Annotated in this window: 15 protein-coding genes and 1 pseudogene; 8 read left to right on the forward strand and 8 right to left on the reverse strand. The window is 64.5% G+C overall.

The features are described 5' to 3' along the window. Positions 1 to 161: 161 nt before the first annotated feature. From AC25M7_RS03520 to AC25M7_RS03530, 3 genes are read right to left on the reverse strand one after another with little or no spacing between them, the layout of a single operon-like run. The gene (locus tag AC25M7_RS03520) at positions 162 to 632 is read right to left on the reverse strand and encodes an OsmC family protein (RefSeq protein WP_182322715.1); all 471 of its coding nucleotides are present in this window, start codon (positions 630 to 632) and stop codon (positions 162 to 164) included. A gap of 32 nt (positions 633 to 664) precedes the next feature. Beyond that, complete coding sequence (locus tag AC25M7_RS03525) at positions 665 to 964, reverse strand: hypothetical protein (RefSeq protein ID WP_486970731.1); 300 nt, start codon at positions 962 to 964, stop codon at positions 665 to 667. Positions 965 to 967: 3 nt separating this feature from the next. Further along, entirely contained in the window at positions 968 to 1,417 is a 450-nt protein-coding gene (locus AC25M7_RS03530; RefSeq protein ID WP_486970732.1) for a class I SAM-dependent methyltransferase, read from the reverse strand. A gap of 92 nt (positions 1,418 to 1,509) precedes the next feature. On the opposite strand from AC25M7_RS03530, the gene AC25M7_RS03535 reads away from it, so the two are divergent. The 3 genes from AC25M7_RS03535 to AC25M7_RS03545 all read left to right on the forward strand — a co-directional run bounded on the left by AC25M7_RS03535 (position 1,510) and on the right by AC25M7_RS03545 (position 4,194). Further along, positions 1,510 to 2,181, forward strand: a complete 672-nt coding sequence (locus AC25M7_RS03535) for a class I SAM-dependent methyltransferase (protein ID WP_486970733.1) — start codon at positions 1,510 to 1,512, stop codon at positions 2,179 to 2,181. Between the two features lie 303 nt (positions 2,182 to 2,484). Next, the gene (locus AC25M7_RS03540) at positions 2,485 to 3,789 is read left to right on the forward strand and encodes an MFS transporter (protein ID WP_028689504.1); all 1,305 of its coding nucleotides are present in this window, start codon (positions 2,485 to 2,487) and stop codon (positions 3,787 to 3,789) included. Between the two features lie 93 nt (positions 3,790 to 3,882). Next, positions 3,883 to 4,194: a hypothetical protein gene (locus tag AC25M7_RS03545; protein WP_486970734.1), complete on the forward strand. Its 312-nt coding sequence runs from the start codon at positions 3,883 to 3,885 to the stop codon at positions 4,192 to 4,194. Positions 4,195 to 4,206: 12 nt separating this feature from the next. Here the strand turns inward: AC25M7_RS03545 and AC25M7_RS03550 are convergent, their stop codons facing one another. Next, a complete protein-coding gene (locus AC25M7_RS03550) occupies positions 4,207 to 5,139 on the reverse strand; it encodes a LysR family transcriptional regulator (protein WP_028689502.1) in 933 nt (310 codons plus the stop codon). Positions 5,140 to 5,255: 116 nt separating this feature from the next. Here AC25M7_RS03550 and AC25M7_RS03555 point away from each other — a divergent pair, with 116 nt between their 5' ends. Both AC25M7_RS03555 and AC25M7_RS03560 read left to right on the forward strand, forming a co-directional pair. After that, positions 5,256 to 5,501 (forward strand): DUF2790 domain-containing protein, encoded by a 246-nt coding sequence (locus AC25M7_RS03555; protein ID WP_028689501.1) that lies wholly within the window; start codon positions 5,256 to 5,258, stop codon positions 5,499 to 5,501. 99 nt (positions 5,502 to 5,600) lie between these two features. Further along, positions 5,601 to 6,905 carry an MFS transporter gene (locus AC25M7_RS03560; protein WP_028689500.1) on the forward strand — a complete coding sequence of 435 codons (1,305 nt, stop codon included), beginning with the start codon at positions 5,601 to 5,603 and terminating at the stop codon, positions 6,903 to 6,905. 6 nt (positions 6,906 to 6,911) lie between these two features. On the opposite strand, the gene AC25M7_RS03565 is transcribed toward AC25M7_RS03560, so the two are convergent. Further along, positions 6,912 to 7,607 carry a tRNA (adenine(22)-N(1))-methyltransferase gene (locus AC25M7_RS03565; protein WP_028689499.1) on the reverse strand — a complete coding sequence of 232 codons (696 nt, stop codon included), beginning with the start codon at positions 7,605 to 7,607 and terminating at the stop codon, positions 6,912 to 6,914. A gap of 169 nt (positions 7,608 to 7,776) precedes the next feature. Between AC25M7_RS03565 and AC25M7_RS03570 the strand changes: the two genes are divergently transcribed. Then, positions 7,777 to 8,157 (forward strand): RidA family protein, encoded by a 381-nt coding sequence (locus AC25M7_RS03570; RefSeq protein ID WP_028689498.1) that lies wholly within the window; start codon positions 7,777 to 7,779, stop codon positions 8,155 to 8,157. 70 nt (positions 8,158 to 8,227) lie between these two features. Here the strand turns inward: AC25M7_RS03570 and AC25M7_RS03575 are convergent, their stop codons facing one another. Next, positions 8,228 to 9,067: an RHS repeat-associated core domain-containing protein gene (locus AC25M7_RS03575; RefSeq protein WP_082750456.1), complete on the reverse strand. Its 840-nt coding sequence runs from the start codon at positions 9,065 to 9,067 to the stop codon at positions 8,228 to 8,230. Positions 9,068 to 9,248: 181 nt separating this feature from the next. Between AC25M7_RS03575 and AC25M7_RS03580 the strand changes: the two genes are divergently transcribed. Together AC25M7_RS03580 and AC25M7_RS03585 are read left to right on the forward strand one after the other, a co-directional pair. Next, positions 9,249 to 11,249, forward strand: a complete 2,001-nt coding sequence (locus tag AC25M7_RS03580) for a peptidase U32 family protein (protein WP_028689497.1) — start codon at positions 9,249 to 9,251, stop codon at positions 11,247 to 11,249. A gap of 83 nt (positions 11,250 to 11,332) precedes the next feature. After that, positions 11,333 to 12,223, forward strand: a complete 891-nt coding sequence (locus tag AC25M7_RS03585) for a universal stress protein (RefSeq protein WP_241411121.1) — start codon at positions 11,333 to 11,335, stop codon at positions 12,221 to 12,223. Between the two features lie 44 nt (positions 12,224 to 12,267). Here AC25M7_RS03585 and AC25M7_RS03590 read toward each other — a convergent pair whose 3' ends face one another. Together AC25M7_RS03590 and AC25M7_RS03595 are read right to left on the reverse strand one after the other, a co-directional pair. Then, on the reverse strand, positions 12,268 to 12,789 hold the full coding sequence (locus AC25M7_RS03590) for an acyloxyacyl hydrolase (RefSeq protein WP_062361827.1): 522 nt from the start codon (positions 12,787 to 12,789) through the stop codon (positions 12,268 to 12,270). Between the two features lie 386 nt (positions 12,790 to 13,175). After that, positions 13,176 to 13,502, reverse strand: a pseudogene (locus AC25M7_RS03595) (carboxypeptidase regulatory-like domain-containing protein); the annotation flags it as partial. Between the last annotated feature and the right edge of the window lie 39 nt (positions 13,503 to 13,541).

Genomic DNA, 13,541 nt, shown 5'->3' on the forward strand with positions numbered 1-13,541 from the left:
ACGGTCTCCGAAGTAAAAGCACCCTGCGAAAGCGTACGCCTCGCAGGGTGCCGGGGTGACCATCTCATTAAGTAACCCGCCGTAAGGGCGGAAAGGTGAATAAGCGTCAACATCGCAAATGAATGCGCATACAACTTTCTAAACAATCAACAATCAATATCTCACCCAGAAACCACCGGCTCACACCGAACCTCAGTCTTCACCGAGTTGGCAATAAAACACGCCTCATGCGCCATATGATGCAACCGCTCCAACTCCTCAACCCCAGGCCGCCGCTCCCCGGAAAATTCGACCACCGGCCGCAAGGTCACCACGGTCATGGCCATGCGCCCTGCCTCGTCGACCCCCATCACCCCCAAGGCATCATCAACATACCGCTCGACACAAAACCGCCGCTTGGCCGCCAGGGACAGGAACCACAGCATGTGGCAACTCGACAACGCCGCGACAAACGCCTCCTCAGGATCCACCGCCGAGGCATCCGACATCGGCAACGGCACCACATGGGGCGAGGAAGAGCCCGGCACTTCCACCCCACCATCGAAACGCCATACATGCCGCCGGCTGTAGCGGTTACCGAGAAAATCCTGCCCGTCACGGTTCCAGGTCACTTGTGCGGTGTACTGCGCCATCCGATATCTCCTTGTTCAAATAAACACATTGTTCAGCGCTTGCGCGCACAGATGCCAAAGGCCATGTCGCCTATGTAGATGCCCCGCGACTGAAGTCGCTCGGCCTCCAGTCGCGCGTGCAGCGTATCGATCCCGACCTGCCTGGCCGTAGCCACGCCATGGGCGATGATCCGCGGCAGGCAGGCGCGAACGATATCGGCCAAGGGGTAGGCACTGTCGGGTGTCTGCACCAGGCACTCGGCGCGCAGGTCCTCGACCGCCAGCCCCGCCTCGCTGAACAGCCGATGCAGGTTGAAACCGATATGCAGGTCCGCCCCCTCGTGGGCCAGCATCCGTTACAGCCATTGCTGGGCCTTGTGATGCAACGGGAAGGGCTCCAGGCTGGCCGGGGTGAGACTGCCGTCATGCTCCTGGAACACCATCAGCCCACCGGGCAGCAGGTGCCGGGCCAACAGGCGCAGGGCCTTGACCGGCTCCGCCTGGTACATCAGCACCCGACGCCCGACGATGGCGTCGAACAACCCCAGGGACTCGGGCAGTGCCTGCAGGTCAGCCTGCACGAACTCAGGTACCGCCGCGCCCTTGGGTGTCTCGCGCTGGCGCGCGATTTCCAGGGCGCCCACCGCCTGGTCAACGCCGACCACCGCTCCATCTCCGTCCACCAGGTGAGCCAGCAGCCAGCTCACATCGCCGCTGCCGCATCCAACGTCGAGCACGCGCATGCCAGGGCCGATACCGGCATCGACCAGCAGGCGCGTGGTGAAATCCGCTTTCGCAAGTGCCATGCTCCTTCGCAGGTGCGCCAGTGTGCAGAGCAAAGGGCCTCGGATACAAGGCTGTCCTATGCTGAAGCCACCCACCTTCATCGAACCTGACCATGCCCACCACCACCGATCCCCTGCTGGACAGCTGGCGGCACAACGCCCAGGCCTGGATCGAGGCCGTACGCTCCGGCACCATCGCCTCCCGCCGCGAGGTCACCGACCAGGCGATACTGCTCGCCGTGCTCGCACGTCAGCCTGCCCGGGTGCTCGACCTCGGCTGCGGCGAGGGCTGGTTGCTGCGGGCCCTGGCGGCGAGAGGCATCGACGCGGTCGGTGTGGATGGCGATGGGACGCTGGTTGCCGCCGCGCACTCGGCGGGCTCACCGCAGGTTCACCTGGCCAGCTACCGGCAACTGGCCGAAGGCACGGTGGACATCGGCCACGGCTATGACCTGGTGTGCGCCAATTTCGCCCTCCTGCAACAGGACATCATCCCCCTGCTCTGCGCCATGCGGGCCTTGCTGCTGCCCGGCGGCACGCTGCTGATCCAGACCCTGCACCCGTGGACGGCCGCCGCCGGCCACTACCAGGATGGCTGGCGCGAGGAGTCGTTCGCCGGTTTTGCCGGTGACTGGCGCCCCATGCCCTGGTACTTCCGCACCTTGGGCAGCTGGCTCAAAGCGCTGGAACTGGCCGGGTTCGGCCTGCTGGCGTTGCAGGAACCGCAGCATCCGCAGAGCCAGGTACCGCAATCCCTGCTGTTGACGGCGAAGCGGCTGGGCTGACGCACCTGCGGCTACTCGTCGCAGCCTTTTGCTACTTGGCAAATCCTGCACAGGCCTTAAAATCCCGCCTCCTTTTCGCCCGTCGCCCCAGCCGGTGGCAACCGCCCGCAAAGACAGCGTTCACGCCTCATCACATCGCGCATGTGCAACAGGCTCAACCGCCCCCGCCTGGCCTGCCTCTATCAGGTCTGCGGTTGAATCTTGCCAAGGTCGCAGCCCGCCCAGGTCGCACTGCACCGCGCCACGACCCGGCCCGTGCAGCCGAAAAGGCGCATCTGAGCTCTTTTCAACCTTGAGGTAACTATGTCTGTGCGTTTGCTGGCGATGGCGCTGGCACCCCTGCTCGGCCTGTTCATCATTGCCCTGGGCAATGGCGTGCTGTCTTCCCTGACCACCCTGCGCCTGGGCGCCGCCGGCGAATCGGCGACCACTATCGGCGTAGTCTCCTCGGCCTACTTTATCGGCCTGACCCTGGGGGCGATCTTCAACGACCGCCTGATCCTGCGCATCGGCCACATCCGCGCCTACAGCAGCTTCGCCGCCCTGATCGGCGCGACCATCCTGCTGCAGGGCCTGTTCTACGACACCACCTGGTGGTTCGCCCTGCGCCTGATCAACGGCTGGGCCGCGGTCGGGGTGTTCCTGGTGATCGAGAGCTGGCTGCTGCTGGCCGGCGACGCCAAGATCCGTGGGCGCCTCCTGGCGCTGTACATGATCGCCTTCTATGGCGCCGGGGTGATCGCCCAGGCTGGCCTGGGCGAAGTCACCGGCTGGGGCGAGACCGCGCCGTTCATGGTTGCCGGCATGCTCGCCACGCTGTCGGTGCTGCCGATCGTGATCCTGCCACGGGTATCGCCGCTGCTGGACCAGGTGGAGCCGCTCAAGCCGCGGCAATTGCTGGGTGTGGCGCCGACCGGGCTGGTCGGCTGCTTCGGCTCGGGGGTCGCCATCGCCGGGATCTACGCCCTGCTGCCGCTGTACCTGCAACGCATCGGCCTGGATGTGGGCAAGGTCGGCGACATGATGGCCTGGGTGATCCTTGGCGCCATGCTGCTGCAGTACCCGGTCGGGCGCTGGTCGGATCGCAAGGACCGCCAGGACGTGCTGATCGCCCTGGCCGCCCTGTGCACCGTGCTGTCGGTGCTGATCGTGCTGCTGCCGGCCGACACCGTGCTGCTGCCAGCACTGCTGTTCCTGCTCGGCGGCGGTGTGTTCGCGCTGTATCCAGTGGCCGTCAGCAGCGCCGCCGACCGTGCCCCGGCCGACGCGCTGGTGCCGATGATCCAGGGGCTGCTGTTGATCAACTCGCTGGGCTCGGCCATGGCGCCGCTGGCCATTTCACCGATGATGACCGCCTACGGCGAGGCCGGTTTGTTCTGGGCCTTTGCTGCCATCAATCTGACAATGGTCGGTTTCTTCCTCTGGCGCCGTGGCAAGCGCCCGGCACCGGAGCACCCGGCGCCCTTCGCGCCGACCGCGACCTTCTCGCCGACCGGCGCGGAGCTGCGGGTGACCGAGGACCTGATGCACGCGGCCCAGGAGCACCCGACGCTGGAGGCGATGGACACCACGCATGGCCAGCAGGCGCCGCGTCCCGAGGCGCACTGACCGCTCATACCAAGGACCGCCCGTCGCTTGACGGGCACCTTGGCGCGGCTGTGGCGGCCCAACCATGACACGTCATCCGACAGGAGATTCATCATGGCCAATCCACGTCCCCTCGCCTTGTTGCTGGCTCTGCTGCTTGGTAGCGGCGCCACCCTGAGCCTTGCGGCAACCGACATGAACGGTGGCGGCAGCCACACCGAACGCTCAACCGACCAGGGCAAGACTGCCGGTGACGGCGGTAGCGTCAACAGCCCCGGTGGCAGCAAGGACAACGACAGCAGTGACACCGGCACCGATTCCGATGCTGCCGACGGCGCTGCCGGTGGCTCCAACAGCACCGGTGAAGCCACAGGCTCCGGGGCTGGAGCGTCGGGCGGCAGCGCCGAGGATCAGGACAGCCGTTGACCCGACTGTCTGTCAACGCCAGTAGCGGGGCTCATCCGCCACTCGCTGATGCTCGGCAAACAGCAGCGGCAGTTGTTCCTTGAGAAAATCCAGCCAGGTGCGCACCTTGGCGTCCAGAAAATGCCGCGACGGGTAGATCGCGTAGATCTCCCGTTGGCGCAGCCGATGCGGCGCCAGCAACCGGCACAGGCGCCCCTCCTCCATGGCCTGGCTGGCCGAATAGTAAGGCAACAGACCCACCCCCATGCCCAGCTCGGTGGCCTTGAGCATGGCGTCGGCGACGTTGGTGAGGAAGGTGTCCTGGGGCACGATCACACAGCTGTCGGAATGCCCCTCGAACGACCAGTCCTCCTCGAACAGCGGGTCGACCGTGCGCAGGCAGACATGCTCATGCAGGTCCTCAGGCCGCTCGGGCACGCCGTGGCGGGCCAGGTACTCGGGGGAGGCGCAGAGAATGCTGTGGATGCTGCCCAGCGGGATAGCGATCAGTTGCGAATCCGGCAGCCCCTGTCCGATGGTGATCACCACATCATGCCCCTCGGCCAGCGGGTCGGGGTTGCGCTGCGACAGGGTCAGTTCCATCACCACTTCCGGGCAAGTGGCGTTGTAGCGCGCCACCAGCGGCATCATCAGCAAGCCCAGGCCATGGGTGCAATGAAAACGCAAGTGGCCGCGAGGCGTGAGGTGGGCGCCACGGGCCTCGTCCACCGCCTCCTCGGTGAGCAGCATGATCTGTCGGGTACGCTCCAGAAACCGCTCCCCCGCCTCGCTCATGCGCAAGCGCCGGGTGGTGCGGTGCAGCAGGCGGGTCTGCAGCTGATTCTCAAGCTCCGCGACGATCCGCGACACCTGCGCCGCCGAAATGTCCAGGGCCTGGGCCGCCGCGGCGAAGCTGCCGCATTCAACTACCCGGGCGAAGGTTCGCATCGCATGCAGCATGTCCATGGGCCGACACCCTCATTCATACATGAAAGGCAACAATCTATCACGGGATAGCCCATTTATTGTGAAACACAAATGAATGGATCATTAGGTTATCCGCACTGAATGAGGACCCTGTCATGAACCGTTCCATCGCCCTGCTCGCCCTGAGCGCCACCCTCGCCTCGTTTGGCGCATTGGCCGACACCACCGCCAGCACCTACGAATACGGCATGCCGCTGGACATCGCCAAAGTCATCTCGATCACCCCGGCCAGCAACGACGCCGACTGCCAGGTGGGCACCGCGCACATGGTCTACGTCGACCACCAGGGCCAGACCCGCGAAGTCGACTACCGGCAAATGGGCAACTGCTCGCAGCTCTAAGCACAGGGAAAAATACCAGCCATCTTGCTGAAAGTGCATTTGCCCGCCCGCGACACCGCCGCATGATCTGCCGGGACAACAACAAGAACGTCCCGGACCATGAATACGATCGATACCTCCACGGCCACGCCCGTGCGCGCCTGCGACGCCACCCATGCCCGCATCACCTGGCGGCTGATGCCGCTGCTGCTGGTGTGCTACCTGTTCGCCCATCTGGATCGCATCAATATCGGCTTCGCCAAGATGCAGATGAGCGCCGACCTGGGCTTTTCCGACACGGTCTACGGCCTGGGCGCCGGCCTGTTCTTCATCGCCTACGCGCTGTTCGGCGTGCCCAGCAACCTGGCCCTGGAGCGAATCGGGCCGCGGCGCTGGATCGCCACCCTGATGGTGGTCTGGGGCCTGTTGTCCACCGGCATGATGTGGGTGCAGGACGCTGCCGGCTTCTATACCTTGCGGTTTCTGCTGGGGGTGGCCGAAGCGGGCTTTTTCCCTGGCATCCTCGTGGTGCTCAACCGCTGGTACCCTGCGCGGCGGCGCGCGCAAGTCACCGCGTTGTTCGCCATTGCCGTGCCCCTCGCCGGGGTGGTCGGGGGGCCGTTGTCCGGCGGTATCCTCCAGGCCTTTCACGACCAGGGCGGCCTGCGCGGCTGGCAATGGATGTTCCTGATAGAGGGCCTGCCGGTGGTGCTGCTCGGACTGGTGGTGCTCAAGTGCCTGCCGGACAGCTTCGAGCAGGTCGCTTGGCTCGATGCCGGGCAAAAGCGCGCATTACGCGAAGAAATGACCGGCGAGGAGCGGCACAAACCCATCAGCTCGCTGCGCGGCCTGTTCGGCAACGCGCAGGTCTGGTTGCTGGTGACGGTGTATTTCGCGGTGATGTTGGCGGTCAACACCCTGGCCTTCTGGATGCCCAGCTTGATCCACGGCGCCGGCATCGGCAGCGACGGCCAGGTCGGCCTGCTCAGCGCCATCCCCTACCTGGCCGGGTGCCTGTTCATGCTCGGTTGCGGGCGCTCCTCGGACCGCCGGCGCGAACGCCGCTGGCACCTGTGCGCGCCGCTGCTGATGGCCGCCGCCGGTATCGCCCTGGCCGGCTCGGCACCGGGCAATGCCTTGCTGGTGATGACCGGGCTGGTGGTTGCCGGCATGGGCGCCAGCGCCGCCCTGCCGATGTTCTGGCAACTGCCGCCGGCGTTCCTGGCAGGTGGCGCCCAGGCCGCCGGTATCGCCATGATCAGCTCGTTCGGCAGCATCGCCTCGTTCGCCGCGCCCTACCTGATCGGCTGGATGCGCGACAGCACCGCCAACCCGGGCCTGGCCCTGCAGGTACTGGCCGTGGCCATCGTGCTTGGGGGTGTGCTGGTGCTTAAGGTGCCAGCCAGCGTGGTCAACCCCAAGTAAGAGGCCTCAAGCCAGCAGGTCGCTGATCCAGCGTGCCTGGCGGGTCATCTCCCGCAGCTTGTCCTCGGGCACCGGTTGACGTGCCCGGGCGAAGTTGGCCAGGGTCTGTTGCTTCTGACGCAGCATACGCTGCCATTTGAACAGGAAGGCCGGGCTACGCGCCTGCATCAGCAGCGGACCAAAATACAGCTCCTCAGCCGTGTAGGTGACCGCGTCGGCACGTTCGGCGACGATGATCTCGTAGTCGAAACGGTTTTCCCGCAGCACTTCCTCACCGACGATCCGGTAGTCGTTGTCCATCAGCCACTGGCGCAACGCCGGCTCGCCGCCGTTGGGTTGCAGGACCAGGCGCTCGTGCCCGCCCAAGTGCTGTTTGCCGGCCTCGAGAATATCGCGAATGGTCTCGCCGCCCATGCCGCAGAGGGTGATCGCGGTGATGCCGTCACCCGGTTCGATGGCCGCAAGGCCGTTGGCATGACGCACGGTGATGCGATCCTCCAGGCCGTTCTCGCGCACGGTGCGTCGTGCAGCCTCGTAGGGCGTGAGCGCCACCTCGCCGGCCACCGCCGCGACAATCGCAGCGCGGCGCGCCAGCGCCACCGGCAGGTAGCCATGGTCCGAGCCGATATCGGCCAGGCGCGCCCCGGCCGGCACATGGGCGGCCACCCGTTCCAGACGCATGGACAATGTGTGTTCGTTCAACGCAAGCCTCTTCTGACAACCTGGGCCCGGCGCCAGTGGCCGGGTCGGGGCGCGATTCTGACCGCCCGCGGCACGCATTTCAAATACCCGCGACCGGCCGCCACGCCTCGACCTGTTCAGCCCGCTCGCGTAGGCTTGGCGGTTTCCTTCCGTTGCAAGGCGAACCCCCATGGCAAACACCGACATTATCTACACCCCCGACCCGGACGCCGACTCGATCTCCTCGGACGTTGCCGAGTACAACGGCATCCTGGTCAGCACCCAGATCCCCGTGCAGGCCGACGGCAGCCTAGAGCTGGGCGATATCACCACCCAGTGCGAATGCACCCTGCAGGCGCTCAAGGTCGCCCTGGAGCGCGCCGGCAGCTCGATGGACCGGGTACTGCACCTGACCATCTACCTGACCGACATGGCCGACCGGGCGGCGTTCAACGAGGTGTACCAGCGGTTCTTCAAGAAGCCATGGCCGGTGCGCGCGGCGGTGGGCGTGGCTGCGCTGGCGTTCGAGGGGATGCGTGTGGAAGTGACGGCGATGGCGGCCAAGGGCTGATCGCCTCAAGTCGACTTTTCTTGCACTACGCCGCCTGCCAACTGCATCTGCTTGTCAGGCGGCGTGCCCCTCAAACCGAACTAGTAGTCAGGGTGCTCGTCCGACTAGCTCGTCTTCCTTGTGAGGCACCATCAGGTTGTCTTATAGACGCCCCTCTGGCGTTCAACTCCTGGACTTTCTCTGACCCCTTGCGAGCAAGTTCTTTATACTTCCCACTCAAGTCCCCAGCCATGGCATCGCTCATTTTGGAGGCACCAGCGGTCAGAAGATTGAGCACCGGTAGAACGATTTCCCCAACCGGATCAGATACGCCAGGGGCAGCTGGAATGATGTCGACAGCCTTGGCACTCATCTGAAGCTCGTTGTACGTACCGCCTGCCGCAACAGCAAATGCAACAGTACTGGTCACAGCGCCGAGTACAGCTTGTCCTACATCCCTTTTGGAAAGCGCCGGTAGATCCCTGGCCGCTGCTGGATCTAGCGTCAGTGCCTTGGCTCTGTCCACGTTGTAACTGAACATGTTCCAAAGGGTCAGCAAGTGCTCATGCAACTTCCCTGACGCATACCCGCCAGCCGTGTACAACGCCACGTTCAACGTCGCGACACGCCCCGTTGGATCGTTCCGGTTAACAGGGTCACCCATGCAGTACGCGTAGACATTCAAGCCCCCCACCGCAAACGGACTCAATCGATCGGGCGAGTTAAACCGCATCAGCAAAGGATTAAAGGTCCGATGCCCATTGCCCAGGTGGTAATGGCCTGTCAGTGAGTCACGGGCCTGGCCGCAATAGGCCAAAACTGCTCCACGCTTATCAGAAACCGCCCCATACGGCGTGTAAGCCCTAGGCAGGCTGGAACTCCCCAACACTGATCGCTGCTGGTCGATCACAGCCAAACGGTTGGAAGTCATCGCATAACCTTTCGCAGAAAGATTTTGGGCCCAACGCTATCACCACCGCGCCGCACGCATAACTGACAAAAATGCCAGGCCCACTACCACCGTTTGGGCAAGTTCATCAGTTATGGATGCCCCCGCCCCGATTCACCGTTACAATGCCCGCCTTACCGTGACAGCCCGAACCTATAACGACATGTCCCTTCCAAAGCACCACCTGGAACTGCTCAGCCCTGCCCGTGACGTGAGCATCGCCCGCGAAGCGATCCTGCACGGCGCCGACGCCATCTACATCGGCGGCCCGAGCTTCGGCGCGCGCCACAACGCCTGCAACGAGGTCAGCGATATCGCCGAACTGGTGGAGTTCGCCCGGCGCTACCATGCCCGCGTATTTACCACCATCAACACCATCCTCCACGACAACGAGCTGGAGCCTGCGCGCAAGCTGATCCACCAGCTGTACGACGCCGGTGTCGATGCGCTGATCGTGCAGGACCTGGGGGTGATGGAGCTGGATATCCCGCCGATCGAGCTGCACGCCAGCACCCAGACCGACATCCGCACCCTGGAGCGGGCCAAGTTCCTCGACCAGGCCGGTTTCTCCCAGCTGGTGCTGGCCCGCGAGCTGAACCTGCAGCAGATCCGCGCCATCGCCGCCGAGACAGACGCGGCCATCGAGTTCTTCATCCACGGCGCGCTGTGCGTGGCCTTCTCCGGCCAGTGCAACATCTCCCACGCCCAGACCGGTCGCAGCGCCAACCGTGGCGACTGCTCCCAGGCCTGCCGCCTGCCGTATACCCTCAAGGACGACCAGGGCCGCGTGGTGGCCTTCGAGAAGCACCTGCTGTCGATGAAGGACAACAACCAGACCGCCAACCTGCGCGACCTGGTCGATGCCGGCGTGCGCTCGTTCAAGATCGAGGGCCGCTACAAGGACGTGGCCTACGTGAAGAACATCACCGCCCACTACCGCAAGGAGCTCGACGCCATCCTCGAGGACCGCCCCGAGCTGGCCCGCGCCTCGAGTGGGCGTACCGAACACTTCTTCGTGCCGGACCCGGACAAGACCTTCCACCGCGGCAGCACCGACTACTTCGTCAGTGATCGCAAGATCGACATCGGCGCCTTCGACTCGCCGACCTTCACCGGCCTGCCGGTCGGCGTGGTGGAGAAAGTCGGCAAACGCGACTTGCTGGTGGCCACCGATGTGCCGCTGACAAACGGCGACGGCCTCAATGTGCTGGTCAAGCGTGAAGTCGTGGGCTTTCGCGCCAACATCGCCGAACTCAAGAGCGAATCCGAGGAAGACGGCCAGAAGCGCTACCGCTACCGTGTCGAGCCCAACGAGATGCCCGAGGGCCTGTACAAGCTACGCCCCAACCACCCGCTGTCGCGCAACCTCGACCACAACTGGCAGCAGGCGCTGCAGCGCACCTCCGCCGAGCGTCGGGTGGGTGTCGAGTGGCATGCGGTACTGCGCGAACAGCGCCTGATGCTCACCCTCAGCAGTGAAGAGGGTGTCAGTGTGCAAGTGGCCCTGGACGGGCCGTTCGGTGCAGCCAACAAGCCACAGCAGGCCCTGGACCAACTGCACGACCTGCTCGGCCAGCTGGGGACCACGATGTACCACGCCACGGCCATCGAGCTCGATGCCCCGCAGGCTTACTTCATCCCCAACTCGCAGCTCAAGGCCCTGCGCCGCGAAGCCATCGAGGCGCTGACCGAAGCCCGGGTCAAGGCGCACCCGCGTGGCGGACGCAAGGCCGAGACCACGCCACCGCCGGTGTATCCGGAGTCGCACCTGTCGTTCCTGGCCAACGTCTACAACCAGAAGGCCCGCGACTTCTACCACCGCCACGGCGTGCAGCTGATCGACGCGGCCTACGAGGCCCATGAAGAGCACGGCGAAGTGCCGGTGATGATCACCAAGCACTGCCTGCGCTTCTCCTTCAACCTGTGCCCCAAGCAGGCCAAGGGCGTGACCGGCGTACGCACCAAGGTGGCGCCGATGCAGCTGATCCAGGGTGACGAGGTGCTGACCCTGAAGTTCGACTGCAAACCCTGCGAGATGCATGTGATCGGCAAGATGAAGAGCCACATCATCGACCTGCCGACCCCGGGCAGCGCAGTGGCCCAGGTGGTTGGGCACATCAGCCCGGAAGACCTGCTCAAGACCATCCCACGCGCGCCGCACTGAAAGACGACCCGCCGTCGCTCCACGGGATTTCATCGGCGGCGGGTCTAGACTGAACAGGGGGCTGCCACACGTGGAGGTGTGAGATGAGCCAGTTCAAGCGATTGTTGGTCATGCTCGGCCCGCAGATGCGCCATACGCCTGCCCTGCAGCGCGCCGCGGCGCTGGCCGAATCCAGCGGGGCCCTGCTGGATCTCAACGTCTTCGTCGACGATGTCGACACCTTCGGCCTGATGAGCGACGGCCGCGAACGCGAACGCTTGCTCGAGGACAACCGCCAGTGGCTGGCTGACGAGGCCGAGCAACTGCGCAATGCCGGCCTGGATGTCTCCACCGAACTGCTGTTGACCCGCGACCCGTTGGGCAGCCTGCTGGAGCAGGTCGAGCGCCTGGGCTGCGACCTGCTGGTCAAGGACGTGCAGCATGAACCCATCCTCAAGCGCCTGCTGGTGACACCGCTGGACTGGCAACTGCTCAAGGACAGCCCGGTGGCGGTGCACCTGGTCAGCGATATCCGCTTGCCCCTGCCCCGACAGATCGCCGCGGCGGTCGACCTCAACAGCCATGGCACGGGCGAACACCTGGACGACCAGGTGATCCGTAGCGCCCACGCCCTGGCCCTGCAGTGCGACGCCGAGCTGCACCTGTTGCACGTATGCGATGCGGCCAGGACCCATATCGCCGATTTCGGCGCCGGGACCGTGACCATGCCAGGTTTCGACACCAGCGTGCGCACGGCCCAGCGCACGGCGTTCAACCGCCTGGGCGACCACTACCAGATCGACCTGCAGCGCCGCCACTTCCTCGAAGGACCGGCGGTCAAGGCGATCACCCAGTACATCGCCGACCACCGGGTGGATGTGATCGTCATGGGCAACCATCGGCACGATGCCTTGCAGGCATTTCTCGGCGGCACCACGGCGCATGTGCTGGAGCACCCGCTGTGCAATGTGCTGGCGATCAAGGCCGTGCGTTAACGACTAAAGCCCGCTCCCTCGCGGCAGGAGCGGGCTTGCCCGGTTCAGAAGGCTTTGCTGTAGAACAGCGAGTACGACTCGATCCCATCGTTAGGCTGCTTCAACCCGGCGTTGGAATAATGCATGGCGCGAATGCCGATCTTCTGCTCCGCCGGCAGCTTCAGGCCGAAACCGATCCGGTCCTCGAAGTTCACCGACGACCCCAGGCGCTGGTCCCCCACGTCGGTCTTGGAGAATGCCGCCAGACCGATACCGGCCTCGATGAACGGGGTATAGGTAAAGCCACTGAATTCATAGACGAACACCGGGCTGAACGACAGCGAGTGGGCGCCGCTGGCCTCCCCGCCTTCCCAGTAGGTGTAGGCCGCGTCCCAGTAACCGGTCAGGTGACCAGTGCTGCTTTCCAGCCATTTCTTATCCCAGTCGAACGACAACCCGATACGGTAGGTCATGTCACCCTGGCTAGTGGCGCCCACGGCACCGGATACTTGGGCGGCCTGGGCCAGATTGGCGCCAGCGCATGCCAATACGGCGACAACCAACGCTGTGGCGAGATGGGTCTTCATTAAATGACTTCTCCTGATGGTCTTCACGGGCAGGCCCGCGATGTTGCGCGTACCTGCGGGCAAGTGGGGTCTGCGCCCCTCGTTATGCACCGGCGACCCGGCACATCCAACCGGGTTACAAGTGGTAATACTTCTTCGATTATTGTCCGAATGAACAGAAAGTGGAAAGTAATTTGCCACTATTGGCTAAGGACACTGCGTTCCATTCAAGGGTTCATTCGTATTTTGCCTCTTCTTGTTCGCCGCGAAGCCTCCTGCGCCTATCAGATCGAGCGCCGCCCGCGCGGCGCTCGATCTGATAGGCGGTGCAAGCCTGACGGCGGATACGTGGTAGCCCTCACTCGGTCAATCGCCTAGCGCCCAAAACACCTTGAAAGGGCTAGCTTTCAGCGCCAGTTCAGATCAACCCGCGCCGGCGCCTTGCCGTCCACCGTCACCTGCTGCTGCACGGTCCGGCCATCGGCATTGCCGATCACCCGGTAGTGCCCCGCAGGCAACTGCACGAAGATCAGCGGCCCCACGTCCTGTAGCGCCAGCACCGATTGCCCCTGGGCCGACTGGATATCCAGCGCAGCACCGCTCTGGAACTTGCCGTCCGCTTCCGTCGAGAGGGTGATATGCAGGTCATAGCCGGGCGTGCGGCGCAGGGCATTGGCCTCGTCCTGGCCAATACCGCCTTGTAGGTAGCGGATGCCGTTCTGCTTCTGGGGTTGCTTCCGAGGCAGGGATTCGCATCGCCGCGCACCGTTAGT

It is taken from the genome of Pseudomonas sp. P106(2024) (assembly GCF_057480815.1).

Excerpts from the sequence above, each read along its gene's own strand:
- AC25M7_RS03520 (WP_182322715.1), bottom strand. The coding sequence starts at position 632 with ATGGCGCAGTACACCGCACAAGTGACCTGGAACCGTGACGGGCAGGAT.
- AC25M7_RS03525 (WP_486970731.1), bottom strand. The coding sequence starts at position 964 with ATGCTGGCCCACGAGGGGGCGGACCTGCATATCGGTTTCAACCTGCAT.
- AC25M7_RS03530 (WP_486970732.1), bottom strand. The coding sequence starts at position 1,417 with ATGGCACTTGCGAAAGCGGATTTCACCACGCGCCTGCTGGTCGATGCC.
- AC25M7_RS03535 (WP_486970733.1), top strand. The coding sequence starts at position 1,510 with ATGCCCACCACCACCGATCCCCTGCTGGACAGCTGGCGGCACAACGCC.
- AC25M7_RS03540 (WP_028689504.1), top strand. The coding sequence starts at position 2,485 with ATGTCTGTGCGTTTGCTGGCGATGGCGCTGGCACCCCTGCTCGGCCTG.
- AC25M7_RS03545 (WP_486970734.1), top strand. The coding sequence starts at position 3,883 with ATGGCCAATCCACGTCCCCTCGCCTTGTTGCTGGCTCTGCTGCTTGGT.
- AC25M7_RS03550 (WP_028689502.1), bottom strand. The coding sequence starts at position 5,139 with ATGGACATGCTGCATGCGATGCGAACCTTCGCCCGGGTAGTTGAATGC.
- AC25M7_RS03555 (WP_028689501.1), top strand. The coding sequence starts at position 5,256 with ATGAACCGTTCCATCGCCCTGCTCGCCCTGAGCGCCACCCTCGCCTCG.
- AC25M7_RS03560 (WP_028689500.1), top strand. The coding sequence starts at position 5,601 with ATGAATACGATCGATACCTCCACGGCCACGCCCGTGCGCGCCTGCGAC.
- AC25M7_RS03570 (WP_028689498.1), top strand. The coding sequence starts at position 7,777 with ATGGCAAACACCGACATTATCTACACCCCCGACCCGGACGCCGACTCG.
- AC25M7_RS03575 (WP_082750456.1), bottom strand. The coding sequence starts at position 9,067 with ATGACTTCCAACCGTTTGGCTGTGATCGACCAGCAGCGATCAGTGTTG.
- AC25M7_RS03580 (WP_028689497.1), top strand. The coding sequence starts at position 9,249 with ATGTCCCTTCCAAAGCACCACCTGGAACTGCTCAGCCCTGCCCGTGAC.
- AC25M7_RS03585 (WP_241411121.1), top strand. The coding sequence starts at position 11,333 with ATGAGCCAGTTCAAGCGATTGTTGGTCATGCTCGGCCCGCAGATGCGC.
- AC25M7_RS03590 (WP_062361827.1), bottom strand. The coding sequence starts at position 12,789 with ATGAAGACCCATCTCGCCACAGCGTTGGTTGTCGCCGTATTGGCATGC.